The organism is Streptomyces sp. MAI_2237, from assembly GCF_054189285.1.
The window spans coordinates 2,541,581-2,554,656 of the sequence record NZ_JAJPGQ010000003.1; the positions used below are offsets into that span (position 1 = coordinate 2,541,581).

The following is a 13,076-nucleotide window of genomic DNA, read 5'->3' on the forward strand; positions in this document are numbered from 1 at the left end:
TTGTTTACGAGACCGAGACCTGCGGATTTCGCAGCCTTGGTGGGAACGGGGGTGTTGAAAACGTGGGCTTGCGGATTAGGGTGGGTGTCTCAGCCAATGGACACGTTGGATCCACTCGAACTTGGAGGGCCGGCAGTGAGCACCGAGCTGCGTCGTCTGCGCAACTACATCGACGGTGAGTTCCGGGACGCCGCCGACGGACGGACCACCGAGGTGGTCAACCCCGCGACCGGCGAGGCGTACGCGACCGCGCCGCTGTCCGGGCCGGCGGACGTGGACGCCGCGATGGCGGCCGCCGCCGCGGCCTTCCCGGGCTGGCGCGACACGACCCCGGCCGAGCGCCAGAAGGCCCTGCTGAAGATCGCGGACGCCTTCGAGGAGCGCGCCGAGGAACTGATCGCGGCGGAGGTCGAGAACACGGGCAAGCCCATCGGCCTGACGCGGTCCGAGGAGATCCCGCCGATGGTCGACCAGATCCGCTTCTTCGCGGGCGCGGCGCGGATGCTGGAGGGCCGGTCGGCCGGCGAGTACATGGAGGGCCTGACCTCCATCGTCCGCCGCGAGCCGGTCGGCGTCTGCGCGCAGGTCGCGCCGTGGAACTACCCGATGATGATGGCGGTGTGGAAGTTCGCGCCGGCGATCGCGGCCGGCAACACGGTCGTACTGAAGCCCTCGGACACCACGCCGGCGTCGACCGTGCTGATCGCGGACATCATCGGCGGCATCCTCCCCAAGGGTGTCTTCAACGTCATCACGGGCGACCGGGAGACGGGTCGGCTGATGGTCGAGCACCCGACCCCGGCGATGGCCTCCATCACCGGTTCGGTGCGCGCGGGCATGCAGGTCGCGGAGTCGGCGTCGAAGGACCTCAAGCGGGTCCACCTGGAGCTCGGTGGCAAGGCGCCGGTCGTCGTCTTCGAGGACACCGACATCGCCAAGGCCGTCGAGGACATCTCCGTGGCGGGCTTCTTCAATGCCGGGCAGGACTGCACGGCGGCCACGCGCGTGCTCGTGCAGGAGGGCATCCACGACGAGTTCGTGGCGGCGCTGGCGAAGGCCGCCGCCGAGACCAAGACCGGGCAGCCGGACGACGAGGACGTGCTGTTCGGGCCGCTCAACAACCCCAACCAGCTCAAGCAGGTCTCCGGGTTCATCGAGCGGCTGCCCGCGCACGCCAAGGTCGAGGCCGGCGGCCACCAGGTCGGCGAGAAGGGCTACTTCTACGCCCCGACCGTCGTCTCCGGACTGAAGCAGGACGACGAGATCATCCAGAAGGAGGTCTTCGGCCCCGTCATCACCGTGCAGTCCTTCTCGGACGAGGACCAGGCGGTGGAGTGGGCCAACGGCGTGGAGTACGCGCTGGCGTCGTCGGTGTGGACCCGCGACCACGGCCGGGCCATGCGGATGTCGAAGAAGCTGGACTTCGGCTGCGTGTGGATCAACACGCACATCCCGCTGGTGGCGGAGATGCCGCACGGCGGGTTCAAGAAGTCCGGTTACGGCAAGGACCTCTCGGCCTACGGCTTCGACGACTACACGCGGATCAAGCACGTCATGACGTCGCTGGACGCCTGAGCGGTATCGCTGGGCGGGGGACCGGACATCGACAAGGTGTCCGGTCCCTTCGCCGTTCTCCTCGACGCAGCGTCGATTGTCGGTGCACGGACGAGAGCGCCATGCTGCGGCCATGCCCCTCACACCGAAGAACCGTGCGCTTCCCCGCAACAACCGTGCGCTCGCCCGCCGTTCGCTGCTGCTCGCGCTCCTCGGCGGGGTGGCCGGCTGCGGGGTGCCCGCCGCCTACGTGCGGCCCGGCGAGCGTGCCGTCCCGGACCTGTCGGCCCGTCAGCGGAAACTGACCTGGGCGAACTGGCCGTTGTACATCGACACCGACGACGACCACCCCGACCGGCGCCCGACGCTCGAGGCGTTCGAGAAGCGCACCGGGATCTCGGTGACGTACACCGAGGAGATCAACGACAACGACGAGTTCTTCGGCAAGATCAGCCCGGCGCTGATGAACCACCAGCAGACCGGCCGCGACCTGATCGTCATGAGCGACTGGATGTGCGCGCGGTTCGTCCGGCTGGGCTGGGTCCAGCGGATGGACCGGGCGAAGCAGCCGAACGTCGCCGCGCACCTCGACCCGCTGCTGCGCTCGCCCGCCTTCGACCCGGGCCGCCGGTACACGGTGCCGTGGCAGTCGGGCATCACCGGCATCGCGTACAACCGCAGGAAGCTCGGCCGCGAGATACGCAACGTCTCCGACCTGTGGGCGGGCGACCTCAAGGGGCGGGTGACGCTGCTGTCCGGGCTGGACGAGGCGTTCGCGCTGCTGATGCAGGGCAACGGGGTCGACATCACCCGATGGACGGCCGCGGACTTCCACAAGGTCTGCGACCAGGTGGAGAAGTACGTCGCGACCGGTCACATCCGCCGCTTCACCGGCAACGACTACACCAAGGACCTGGTCACCGGAGACGTCCTGGCCTGCCAGGCGTACTCCGGTGACGTCATCCAGCTGCGGGCCGACAACCCCGACATCCGGTTCGTGGTGCCCGAGGAGGGCGGCGAGCTGTGGTCGGACTCCCTGATGATCCCGGACCGGGCGCTGCACAAGCGCAACGCCGAGCGGCTCGTCGACCACTACTACGACCCCGAGGTCGCCGCCGAACTCGCCGCCTGGGTCAACTACGTCTGCCCCGTACCCGCCGCCCGGGACGTCCTCGCCGCCGCCCGGTACAAGGACACCGCGGCCCTCGCCGAGAACGCGCTGATCTTCCCGGACGCCGCGATGCGCAAGCGGCTCGTGATCGCACGGGACATCACGTCGAGGGAGCGGGTGGAGTTCGCGAAGCGGTGGAACGCGATCGTGGGGCTGTGAGCGGACGGCCGCGCGTCCCCGTCAGGCGCGGGTCATGCGGATCGCCGCGATGTCGAACTGCAGGCGCACCTTCTCGCTCACCATGGCACCGCCCTCGGCCAGCCGCTGGTTGTAGGTCAGGCCCCATTCGGAGCGGTTGATGGTGGTCGTGCCGTCGAAGCCGACCCGCTCGTCCCCGAACGCGTCGGTGACATGGCCGATGTAGGTGAGCTCCAGGTCGACCGGGCGGGTGACCTTCTTGATGGTGAGGTCGCCCGTCATGCGGTAGACATCGTTTCCCACCAGGCGTACGGCCGTGCTGACGAACCGCATCTGCGGGTAGGAGCGGGCGTCCAGGAAGTCGCGGCCGACGAGGTGGGCGTCGCGCTGCTCCACACCGGTGTCGACGGACGCGGTGTTCAGGACGATCTCGGCCCGTGAGCGCGAGGGGTCGTTGCCGTCGAAGTACAGACGGCTGTCGAACTCCGCGAACGACCCGCGCACGGTGGTCACCAGGGCGTGCCGGACGGAGAAGCCGATCCGGCTGTGCGCGGGGTCGACGACCCACTCCCCGGTCAGGGACGCGAGGGACGGGTCCGGCACTCCGGCCGGTGCCGACTGCTGCTGACCGGGCCTGCGTTGGGGGAGCGGCGCGGCCGTGGGGGCGGGGGCGGTGGGGGGAGCCGGGCGGCGCTGGGACGACGCACGGGTGAACAGGTTCATGATTCACGTACTTACGTCATGTCAACTACGGCCGCAAGTCTCCTTGGCAACCCGCACACACGGTCGTCACGAATTGCCCCCGGACGTGGAGAAGTTCTCCGCCCCTCCGCCAAGAGGCCTCGGCCGCACGGAGGTTGGGGCGTGACGCACGGACCACCACCTCATCGGCTTTGCCATCTCTTTACAACCTGCCCGGTCTTCGCCTCGTCTCTCCGCTCGATCCACCACACAGCCCGCCGGCCGACCACCGGCCGGGCGGACCGACGAAAGTGAGACCCACTCATGCGCCGAACCGGCCTCAGTGCCCTGGCACTCGCCTGCACCGCCGTACTGGCGGGCGCGGTCCCCGCGTTCGCCGACGGGGCGTCCCGGACCCCCTCTCCCGTGCCGAGCGCCGCCAGGCCGACCGAGCGGCCCGCCTCCAGCACCCCGCCCTCCACGGTCCCGAGCACCTCCGGCCGCGGCGCGAGCGCCGAGCCGACCCGGGCACCGTCCCGCGACCAGGTCTCCGTCGTGCCCAGCGGAGCCCCCGACACCGGTGTCGCCGACACCTCTTCGGGCTCCGGGGGCGCGCTGATCGGCGGCGGTGCCGCCGCGGCCGTCGTCGTGGGCGGCGGCGCCGTCCTCCTCGTGCGCCGCCGGCGGGCGCACGGGGCATGAGGCCGCTCGCCGGGCGCGTTCTCGCCGCCACGGCGCTGGCCGCCCTGCTCGTGGGCTGCGGCGGCGGTGGGGGGAACTCCGCCGGGCACCTCGCGAGCACCCCGTCGCCCTCCGCCCCGCCACCGTCCTCCGCCCCGCCGCCGGCGAAGTCGGTGGCCGCGGTGGGGCGATCGGTCCCGGTGGGGCTGCGGATACCGGCCATCGGGGTCGACACCCCGGTGCTGCGGCTGGGCCTGGCCGCGGACGGCACCGTGCAGGTCCCACCGGTGCAGGCACACGACCGGGCGGGCTGGTACCGCCACTCGCCGACGCCGGGCCAGAAGGGCCCGTCCGTGATCCTCGGACATGTCACGGTCGGCGCCTACGGGGACGGCGTCTTCCGGCACCTGAAGGATCTGCGCTGGGGCGAGCGGATCGAGGTGCGCCTGGAGAACGGCACCGATGCGGTGTTCGCCGTCACTGACGTCCGTACGGTCGCCAAGGCCGACTTCCCCACCAAGCAGGTGTACGGCGACGTGGACCGGCCCGAGTTGCGGCTGATCACGTGCGGGGGAGCCCGTACCGGAGACGGCTACCGCGACAACGTGATCGTCTTCGCGTCGCTGACCTCCGCGCGCCGCTGAACCGCGTCACAGAACCCGGGCCGGGGCAACGTTCCGCACCGGCCCGGGCTCTTCCCCACCGAGCCGCCCCGAACCCCCACGACCATGGAGAACGTTGAAACGCTCCCGCGAGAAGGCCGCGTCCGAGCTGTTCGCCGCCCTCTATCCGCGCCTCGCCGGCTGGGTCCGCCGGCTGGTCGACGACGACGAGACCGCGCACGAGATCGCCTCGGAGGCCTTCACCCGCCTGTGGGCCCGCTGGACCACCGTGGCGGAGCCGAACGGCTTCCTCTACGTCACCGCGGCCAACATCGTCCGCGACCACTGGCGCAAGCTGGAGCGCGAACGCCGGGCCGTACGCCGCGCGAAGACCGAGGCGGCGGTGACCCCGCACCCCGAGCAGACGGACCCCTCGGTGCGCCTGCTCGTGCAGTCCCTCCCCGAACGCCTGCGCGTGCCGATCCTGCTCCACTACTACGCTGACATGCCGATCCGGGAGGTGGCCGCGCTCACCGGACGCCGGGAGGGGACCGTCAAGGCGGACCTCCACGCGGCCCGCGAACTGCTCCGCGCCCACCTGAGGAGAAGCGTTGATCACACACTCTGACGAGGGCCCGGACATCGACCCCGAGGACCCGCTCACGATCCTGCTCCGGCCGCCCGCCGGGCACCTCGGCGCGCCCCCCGGCCGCTACCGGGCCATCCGCCGCGGCGCGGCCCGCCGCCGCCTCCTCAAGGCCGCCGCCGGCGCGGCCCTGACCTGCGGTGTGGCCGCCCTGGCTCTCCTGCCCCTGCGGCTGTCGGCGTCGGACACCCGCCCGTCCTCCCCGGTGGCTCCCCTGGCCCCGCCGCCGGCGAGCAGTCCCTCGACGCGGCCGACCGACTCGCCCTCTCCCCGCCCGTCCAGCCCCAGCACCACCCCGGACGCCCGCACCGGAAGGCAGCCCACGCGCCCCACCGAGCCGTCCCGGGCCGTTCCCCGCACCTCCTCCCCGACCCGGTCCACCCGTACGCCGACGAGCGTTCCCTCGATCGAACCGTCCGCGGCCCGCAGCGCACCGGTGGCGTCACCCGGGCAGAGCGGGAGGCGATAGCCCGGCAGAGCGGGCATCGAGAGGCGGGACCCGCTTTTTGAACGTGTTCAACAACGGCGTACGCTGCCCCCATGAGCGACAGAGCCGCCCTGCTGAAGGGCATCCGCGTCTGGTTGGTCCTCTTCGTCGTCTGCCTGGTGCTCAGCGGCGCCACGGCCTTCCCGCTGGTGCACGAACTGCACTGGACCGAGGACCTGTTGCGGTCGCTGTCCGTGCCGCGGTACCTGCCCGCGCTCACGGACTGGATCGAGCACGTCCGGCGCGGGCTCGACACCGCCGACTCCGACTACCCCTTCCTCCTCTACGGCACGGACTGGCTGGCCTTCGCCCACCTCGTCATCGCGGTCGCTTTCTACGGGCCGTACCGCGACCCGGTCCGCAACATCTGGGTCGTCGAGTTCGCGATGATCGCCTGCGCCGGGATCATCCCGCTCGCGCTGGTCTGCGGGCCGATCCGCGGCATCCCCTTCTGGTGGTCGGTGATCGACATGTCGTTCGGGGTGTTCGGAGTGATCCCGCTCTACGTCGTCCGCAAGAAGATCAAGCGGCTGGAGCAACTCGCCCCGTACACCTCAGCGGTTGAAGGCGGGGTAGGCGAAACGCTCGGCGGTGGCCTGGCCGTCGCCCTTGGCATCGGTGGAGTCGACGGAGTAGACGAGGGTGCGGGAGAGGTCGCGGGTGGCGGCGATCACCGTGGCGTAGCCGGGGCGTGAGCCGGTCTTGCCCCAGATCACCCTGCCGTGGAGCTCGAACCGCTCCAGCGCCGCCGCGTACCGCGCGCCGGGCACGTCGGGGAGCGTGAACATCTCCCGCAGCTGCGGCTCGGGCACCACCCGGCCGCGGAAGAGCCCCACCAGCAGCCTCTGGAGGTCGGCGGTCGTGGAGATCAGGTCGCCGGCCGCCCAGCGGTCGGACATGTTCCAGTCGGTCACGTCCGTCAACTCGCCGCCGATCCAGTCGTATCCGCGGTTGTGCGGTCCGTGGATACGGGGGTCGGCGCCGACGGGGAACGAGCTGGCGCGCATGCCGAGCGGCCGGAAGATCCGCACCGCGGCCTGGTGGGCGTACGAGTCGCCGGTCACCTTCTCGATGAGCAGGCCGAGCACGGTGTAGTGGATGTTGCCGTAGTCCTGGCGCGTGCCGGGGTCGTGCGCCGGTCCCTCGGCGACGGAGGCCGCCACGACCTGCCGCGGGGTCAGCGTCTCGAACCGGTGCGGGTAGCCCTCCTCGACGGTGTCGCCGAGGGAGGCGCCCGGCCCGAGGCCGCTGGTGTAGTTCAGCAACTGCCGTACGGTGATGGGTTTGAAGTCCGCGGTGAGCAGGCCGGGCAGGTAGTGCTGCACGGTGCCGTCGAGGTCGATGCGGCCCTCGGCGGCCAGCTGGAGCACGATCGCCGCGGTGACCACCTTCGTCACCGAACCGGCCCGGAAGCGGCCGTTCTCCAGGGCCGGCGCCCCGGTGCGGACGTCCCGGACGCCCGCCGTCCCCTTCCATGTCCCGTCGCCGCCGACCCGGAGGAGCGCGGCGGTCGCGTCCGCGTCGGGAAGGCCGGCGATCGCGGCGCGCAGGGCGTCGGCGTCGGGTCCGGAGCTGTGGTGCGCGGGCGCCGCCGCGGGGGCGGCGAACGCGGGGGCGGCCAGGGGGCCGGCCGCCAGGGCGAGGGTGAGGGAGGCGGCGAGAGCGGTCGAGACGCGGGCACGCATGGGCTGCTCCGGAGGTTTCGGCGGTGGGTGACGAGATCATCCTCAGCCGGTGCGGGCCGACGGGGATCGTCGGCGAGGAGGGGGTGGACCCCCGAGGACTCCCGGAGCAAGTCCCTTACGCAGCAGTGGAGTTGTGGGGGATGGCCCCTACGGGAAGCAGCTTCGCGTCGCGGCGGTGCCTCAGCGTTCGCGGGTGGAGGGCGCTTCCCGCAGCGCGCACAGGACGTCGACGCGGTTGGTGGTGATGGAGTCGACGCCCAGGTCGATCAGGCGGCGCATCGAGCGGCGGGTGTCCGGGGTCCAGACGGAGAGCAGCAGACCGTCGCGGTGCACCCGGGCCGCCAGGGCGCGGTCGACCAGCGAGAAGCGGTAGTTGAGCCAGCGCGGGCGCACCGCCTCCAGCAGCACGGGGCGGGCGGGCGCGAGCGTGCTGCGGGTCAGCGCGATCTCCGCGGACGGGTCGGCCGCCCGCACGGCGAGCATCTCCTGGGCGCCCGCGCAGTAGTACACCCGCTCTCCCGCTCCGGCCTCCCGCACGGCGTCCACGACCCGGCGGGCCTCCCGCACGTCCCGGGTGCCGGGCAGGTCGATCATCACCCGGCTGCCCTCGGTGGCGGCCAGGGCCTCGGCGAGCGTCGGGATCCGGCCGCCGGTCAGCCCGCGGACCTCGTCCGCGGACAGCGACCGCAGCGGCCGGTCGTGCTCCCACAGCCGCTTGAGCGTCGCGTCGTGCAGCAGCACGGGGACGCCGTCCCTGGTCAGGCGTACGTCGATCTCGACGGCGTCCGCGCCCAGGTCGAGCGCGGAACGCAGCGAGTCGATCGTGTTCTCGCGGACGCGGTACGGGTCGCCCCGGTGGGCCACGGCGGTCAGCTTCTGCATGGGCCCATTGTGGTGGCCCGCGACGGCGGGACGCGTCAGGGGGCCAGCCACGCCGAGGTGTAGGCGTCGATCTCCTCGCGGATGCGGGTCTTGCCGGGCTCGTCCAGGAAGGAGACGTCGACCGCGTTCTTCGCGAGGGCGGCGACGCCCCGCTCGTCGAGGTCCAGCAGACGGGCCGCGACCGCGTACTCGTTGTTCAGGTCTGTGCCGAACATCGGCGGGTCGTCGGAGTTGATCGTCACCACGATCCCGGCCTTCACGAACTCCTTGACCGGGTGCTCGTCGAGGGTGCGGACCGCACGGGTGGCGATGTTGGAGGTCGGGCAGACCTCCAGCGGGATGCGGTGCTCGGCGAGGTGGGCGAGGAGCTTCGGGTCCTGGAAGGAGTGCGTGCCGTGCCCGATGCGCTCGGCGCGCAGATGGGTGAGCGCGTCCCACACCGTTTCCGGGCCGGTGGTCTCACCGGCGTGCGGCACGGAGTGCAGTCCGGCGGCGATGGCCCGGTCGAAGTACGGCTTGAACTGGGGCCTCGGCACGCCGATCTCGGGCCCGCCGAGCCCGAAGGAGACCAGTCCCTCGGGGCGCAGCCGGTCGTCGGTGGCGAGCCGGGCCGTCTCCTCGGCCGACTCCAGGCCCGCCTCGCCGGGGATGTCGAAGCACCAGCGCAGCACCGTGCCGAACTCGGCCTCGGCCGCCTTGCGGGCGTCCTCGATCGCGTCCATGAAGGCCCGCTCGTCGATGCCCCGGCGGGTGGAGGAGAACGGCGTGATGGTCAGCTCGGCATAGCGCACCTGCTGCCGGGCCAGGTCCCGGGCCACCTCGTACGTCAGCAGACGTACGTCCTCGGGGGTGCGGATGAGGTCGACGACCGACAGGTACACGTCGATGAAGTGGGCGAAGTCGGTGAAGGTGAAGTAGTCGACCAGGGCCTCGGGGTCGGTGGGGACCTTGGAGTCGGGGTGGCGGGCGGCCAGTTCGGAGACGATCCGGGGGGAGGCGGAGCCGACGTGATGGACGTGGAGTTCGGCCTTCGGCAGTCCGGCGATGAAGGGGTGCAGGTCGCGGTGGTCGGTCAAGGTTCCTCCCCGGGAACGGCGTCCGGTGCCCTGCGGGTCCGGGACGCGAGTGATCGGCTGATCGGTGAATCGTGGTCATCGTAGACAGGGCCCTCGCGGGGCCGGGCCCCGGCGGCGGCCGCCGCCCTGGATGGGCCGGGGTCGCGCGGGTGGGGCACCGGCCCGTCGTACCGGCAGGTCGAGGCTTTACCATGGCCGGACGATCGACTGAGGGGGACAGGGACGTGGCGGATCAGACACAGCCGGGTGGGGGCGCGGCGCCGGAGGATGATCCGTGGGCGCCGCCCGAGCGCAAGACGTCGCTGGACAAGGGGCCGCGGGCCCAGACGCCCGGCTCGCCGCAGCCGCCCTCCGTGCACGACCAGGCGACGATGACGTCCGTGCCCTCCGACGGATTCGCCCCGCCCGGAGCGGGCACGCCCGCCCCCGGAACCCCCGGAGTCGGAACGCCGGGCCCCGGAACGCCCGGAGTCGGAACGCCGGGCCCTGGAACCCCCGGGGTCGGAACACCTGCTCCGGGATCCCCCGGCTACGGCTACCCCGGTCCCGGTACGCCCGCCTACGGAGCCCCCGGCTACGCCCCGCCCGGCGCGGGCGCCGCCCCCGAGGGTTGGTCCGAGTCCGCCGTGCCGCCGCCCCCCATAGCGCCCACCGGCCCGGGACAGCACGGCCCCGGGGGGCCCGGCGGGTACGGCTATCCCGCCTACCCGCAGGGCTACGGCTGGCCCGGTATGCAGGCGCCCCCGCAGAACGGCCTGGGCACGTCGGCGATGATCCTGGGCATCCTGTCGTGCTGCCTGTTCTGCCTCTACGGCATCGTCTCCCTCGTCCTCGGCATCCTCGCCGTGATCCTCGGCGTCAAGGGCAAGCGGCGGGCGGACCGCGGTGAGGCCGACAACCGCGGCCAGGCGCAGGCCGGCTTCGTCACCGGCATCGTCGGTATCGTGCTCGGCCTCGCCACGATCGCCCTGATCGTCTTCGCGATCGTGGCCGCCGTCAACGACGAGCGGAACAACACCGTGGACGACGGCCCCGCGTACAACTCCGCCCCCAGCGTCTCGGCGCCGCTGCTCGTCCAGGACTGACGCGGCCACGGCGGCGGCCGCCGCCCCGGACTCACGGAGACCGGGGTGGGCTCACCCCCGCCGCAGCCGCTCGCGGGCCTCCATCAGGGCGAAGCCCAGCAGGTTCGGTCCGCGCCAGCGCTCCGGGTCCGTCGCCGCCTCGTCGTCGGCCGCGAGGCCGATGCCCCACACCCGGTCGACCGGGCTCGCCTCCACCAGCACCCGGTCCCCGGTGTTCAGCAGGAACGCCCGCAGCTCCGGATGCGCGGCGAACTTGTGGACGCTGCCCTCGACGACGACGGCGAACCGCTCGCGCCGCCATGTCTCCTCGTCGAAGCCGCGTACCAGCCGCCCCTCCTTCTTGGCCTGCGAGGGGTGCCCGGCGGCCAGAATGCGGCGCTCGGCCTCCGCGTCGGCGAACAGCCGCGCCTTGCACGCCATCATCCAGTGCTCAGCGGTCCCATAGGTCACTCCGTCCACGGTGAACGGCGCCCGCCACCACTGACTCAGGCAGCTCGCGCCGATCCGTCCGTCCGGCAGCGGACGGTGCCCCCAGAAATGCAGGTACTTCACCCTCGACCCCGCGTGAACCTCCCTGACCAGGGCTTCCCGCGAATCGATCTTCCCCGTGATCCTTTCCATGCACGCGAGTCTCGCAGCCACCACTGACACTCCGTCCCCCCTTTTCCGCGCTCACTCGACACCTGGTCGACAGATTCCGTCGCGTAACCGAAAGGCAACAACGGAATCACTTGTAGGACCGCTATTGCTCTGTCAGGATCGGCACTCAAATCGAGCTGGAGCTACGCCACCCGCCCCCTTTGGACGCGGGGCGACGGCGGAGGAGAGCGACATGCAGAACCCGGGCACGCCCACCCCGGAACGATTCCCCGCGCAGGACCGCTTCGCGGACGGCGCGCAGTTCATCGCGGGCCGCCTCACCAAGGGCACGTCCGGCCGCACGCACGCCGTCGTCGACCCGGCGACCGGCGAGGAGGTCTTCACCTACGAACTGGCCGGCACCGACGACGTGGACGCCGCCGTCGCCGCCGCCCGCGCGGCGTTTCCCGGCTGGGCGGGCCTGACCCCGGGCGAGCGCTCGGACGCCCTGCACCGGTTCGCCGCCGTGCTCGCCGACCGCGCCGAGGACTTCGCCCGCGCCGAGTCCCTGCAGTGCGGAAAGCCCTTGAAGCTGACCCGCGAGTTCGACGTGCCGGGCACCATCGACAACACCGCGTTCTTCGCGGGCGCCGCCCGGCACCTGCAGGGACAGTCCGCCGGCGAGTACTCCGGCGACCACACCTCGTACGTCCGGCGCGAGCCCATCGGCGTGGTCGGCTCCATCGCGCCCTGGAACTACCCCCTCCAGATGGCCGCCTGGAAGATCCTCCCGGCGATCGCCGCGGGCAACACGATCGTGCTCAAGCCCGCCGAGCTCACCCCGCTCACCTCGCTGATGTTCGCGCAGGCCGCCACCGACGCCGGCATCCCGGACGGTGTCGTCAACATCGTCACCGGCACCGGCAGGGAGGCCGGCGAGCACCTCGTCGGGCACCCCGACGTCGCGATGACCTCCTTCACCGGCTCCACCGCCGTCGGCAAGCGCGTCGCCGAGATCGCCACCGCGACCGTCAAGCGCCTGCACCTGGAGCTCGGCGGCAAGGCCCCCTTCGTCGTCTTCGACGACGCCGACCTGGAGGCGGCCGTGCACGGCGCCGTCGCGGGCGCCCTCATCAACACCGGGCAGGACTGCACGGCCGCCACGCGCGCGTACGTGCAGCGGCCCCTGTACGACGCCTTCGTCGAGCGGACGGCCGCCCTGATGGAGACCGTCCGGCTGGGCGACCCGTTCGCCCCCGGCACCGACCTCGGCCCGCTCATCTCCCATGTGCAGCGCGACCGGGTCGCCGGCTTCGTCGAGCGGGCGCGTTCCTACGCGCGCGTGGTCACCGGCGGCGAGGCGCCCGACGGCGAACTCGCCAAGGGCGCCTACTACCGGCCTACCCTGGTCGCGGACGTCGCCCAGGACAGCGAGATCGTCCAGTCCGAGCTGTTCGGCCCGGTGCTGGTGGTCCTGCCGTTCGACAGCGACGACGAGGGCATCGCCCTCGCCAACGACACCCCGTACGGCCTCGCCGCCTCCGCCTGGAGCCGGGACGTCTACCGGGCCAACCGCGCCACCCGCGAGATCAAGGCGGGTTGCGTCTGGGTCAACGACCACATTCCGATCATCAGCGAGATGCCCCACGGCGGGTACAAGGCGTCCGGCTTCGGCAAGGACATGTCCTCGTATTCGTTCGAGGAATACACGCAGATCAAGCACGTCATGTTCGACAATACGGCGGTGGCCCGCAAGGACTGGCACCGCACGATCTTCGGGGACCGATAGCAGCAGAACAGGCCGCCCGA

At 71.9% G+C, this 13,076-nt stretch carries 13 protein-coding genes and 1 pseudogene; 9 read left to right on the plus strand and 5 right to left on the minus strand.

Annotation, left to right across the window (positions count from 1 at the left end; all coding sequences use genetic code 11):
* Nucleotides 1-135 precede the first annotated feature (135 nt).
* The gene (locus LN251_RS22250; protein ID WP_058922706.1) at nt 136-1,575 is read left to right on the plus strand and encodes a gamma-aminobutyraldehyde dehydrogenase; all 1,440 of its coding nucleotides are present in this window, start codon (nt 136-138) and stop codon (nt 1,573-1,575) included.
* A gap of 112 nt (nt 1,576-1,687) precedes the next feature.
* Nucleotides 1,688-2,884 (plus strand): polyamine ABC transporter substrate-binding protein, encoded by a 1,197-nt coding sequence (locus tag LN251_RS22255; RefSeq protein WP_458245913.1) that lies wholly within the window; start codon nt 1,688-1,690, stop codon nt 2,882-2,884.
* 21 nt (nt 2,885-2,905) lie between these two features.
* On the opposite strand, the gene LN251_RS22260 is transcribed toward LN251_RS22255, so the two are convergent.
* Nucleotides 2,906-3,586, minus strand: coding sequence for a YceI family protein (locus LN251_RS22260; protein ID WP_458245914.1), 681 nt, complete (start codon nt 3,584-3,586; stop codon nt 2,906-2,908).
* Between the two features lie 282 nt (nt 3,587-3,868).
* Between LN251_RS22260 and LN251_RS22265 the strand changes: the two genes are divergently transcribed.
* The 5 genes and pseudogenes from LN251_RS22265 to LN251_RS22285 form a co-directional block, all read left to right on the plus strand.
* Nucleotides 3,869-4,246, plus strand: coding sequence for a sortase-dependent protein (locus LN251_RS22265; RefSeq protein WP_458245915.1), 378 nt, complete (start codon nt 3,869-3,871; stop codon nt 4,244-4,246).
* The gene (locus tag LN251_RS22270; protein ID WP_458245916.1) at nt 4,243-4,869 is read left to right on the plus strand and encodes a class F sortase; all 627 of its coding nucleotides are present in this window, start codon (nt 4,243-4,245) and stop codon (nt 4,867-4,869) included. Before LN251_RS22265 ends, LN251_RS22270 begins: the two co-directional genes overlap by 4 nt.
* Before the next feature lie 94 nt (nt 4,870-4,963).
* On the plus strand, nt 4,964-5,455 hold the full coding sequence (locus LN251_RS22275) for an RNA polymerase sigma factor (protein WP_458245917.1): 492 nt from the start codon (nt 4,964-4,966) through the stop codon (nt 5,453-5,455).
* Entirely contained in the window at nt 5,439-5,942 is a 504-nt protein-coding gene (locus tag LN251_RS22280) for a hypothetical protein (protein ID WP_458245918.1), read from the plus strand. Before LN251_RS22275 ends, LN251_RS22280 begins: the two co-directional genes overlap by 17 nt.
* A gap of 71 nt (nt 5,943-6,013) precedes the next feature.
* Nucleotides 6,014-6,508 (plus strand): annotated as a pseudogene (locus LN251_RS22285) (hypothetical protein); the annotation flags it as partial.
* A 6-nt stretch (nt 6,509-6,514) separates the two neighbouring features.
* Here the strand turns inward: LN251_RS22285 and LN251_RS22290 are convergent.
* The 3 genes from LN251_RS22290 to LN251_RS22300 all read right to left on the minus strand — a co-directional run bounded on the left by LN251_RS22290 (nt 6,515) and on the right by LN251_RS22300 (nt 9,657).
* On the minus strand, nt 6,515-7,645 hold the full coding sequence (locus tag LN251_RS22290) for a serine hydrolase domain-containing protein (protein ID WP_458245919.1): 1,131 nt from the start codon (nt 7,643-7,645) through the stop codon (nt 6,515-6,517).
* Between the two features lie 180 nt (nt 7,646-7,825).
* A complete protein-coding gene (locus LN251_RS22295; RefSeq protein WP_458245920.1) occupies nt 7,826-8,527 on the minus strand; it encodes a glycerophosphodiester phosphodiesterase in 702 nt (233 codons plus the stop codon).
* 35 nt (nt 8,528-8,562) lie between these two features.
* Nucleotides 8,563-9,657, minus strand: a complete 1,095-nt coding sequence (locus tag LN251_RS22300; protein WP_458246773.1) for an adenosine deaminase — start codon at nt 9,655-9,657, stop codon at nt 8,563-8,565.
* Between the two features lie 170 nt (nt 9,658-9,827).
* Here LN251_RS22300 and LN251_RS22305 point away from each other — a divergent pair, with 170 nt between their 5' ends.
* Nucleotides 9,828-10,688 carry a DUF4190 domain-containing protein gene (locus LN251_RS22305; protein ID WP_458245921.1) on the plus strand — a complete coding sequence of 287 codons (861 nt, stop codon included), beginning with the start codon at nt 9,828-9,830 and terminating at the stop codon, nt 10,686-10,688.
* A gap of 51 nt (nt 10,689-10,739) precedes the next feature.
* Here the strand turns inward: LN251_RS22305 and LN251_RS22310 are convergent, their stop codons facing one another.
* Nucleotides 10,740-11,309: an NADAR family protein gene (locus LN251_RS22310; protein ID WP_458245922.1), complete on the minus strand. Its 570-nt coding sequence runs from the start codon at nt 11,307-11,309 to the stop codon at nt 10,740-10,742.
* A 211-nt stretch (nt 11,310-11,520) separates the two neighbouring features.
* On the opposite strand from LN251_RS22310, the gene LN251_RS22315 reads away from it, so the two are divergent.
* Nucleotides 11,521-13,056 carry a gamma-aminobutyraldehyde dehydrogenase gene (locus LN251_RS22315; protein ID WP_458245923.1) on the plus strand — a complete coding sequence of 512 codons (1,536 nt, stop codon included), beginning with the start codon at nt 11,521-11,523 and terminating at the stop codon, nt 13,054-13,056.
* Nucleotides 13,057-13,076: the final 20 nt, after the last annotated feature.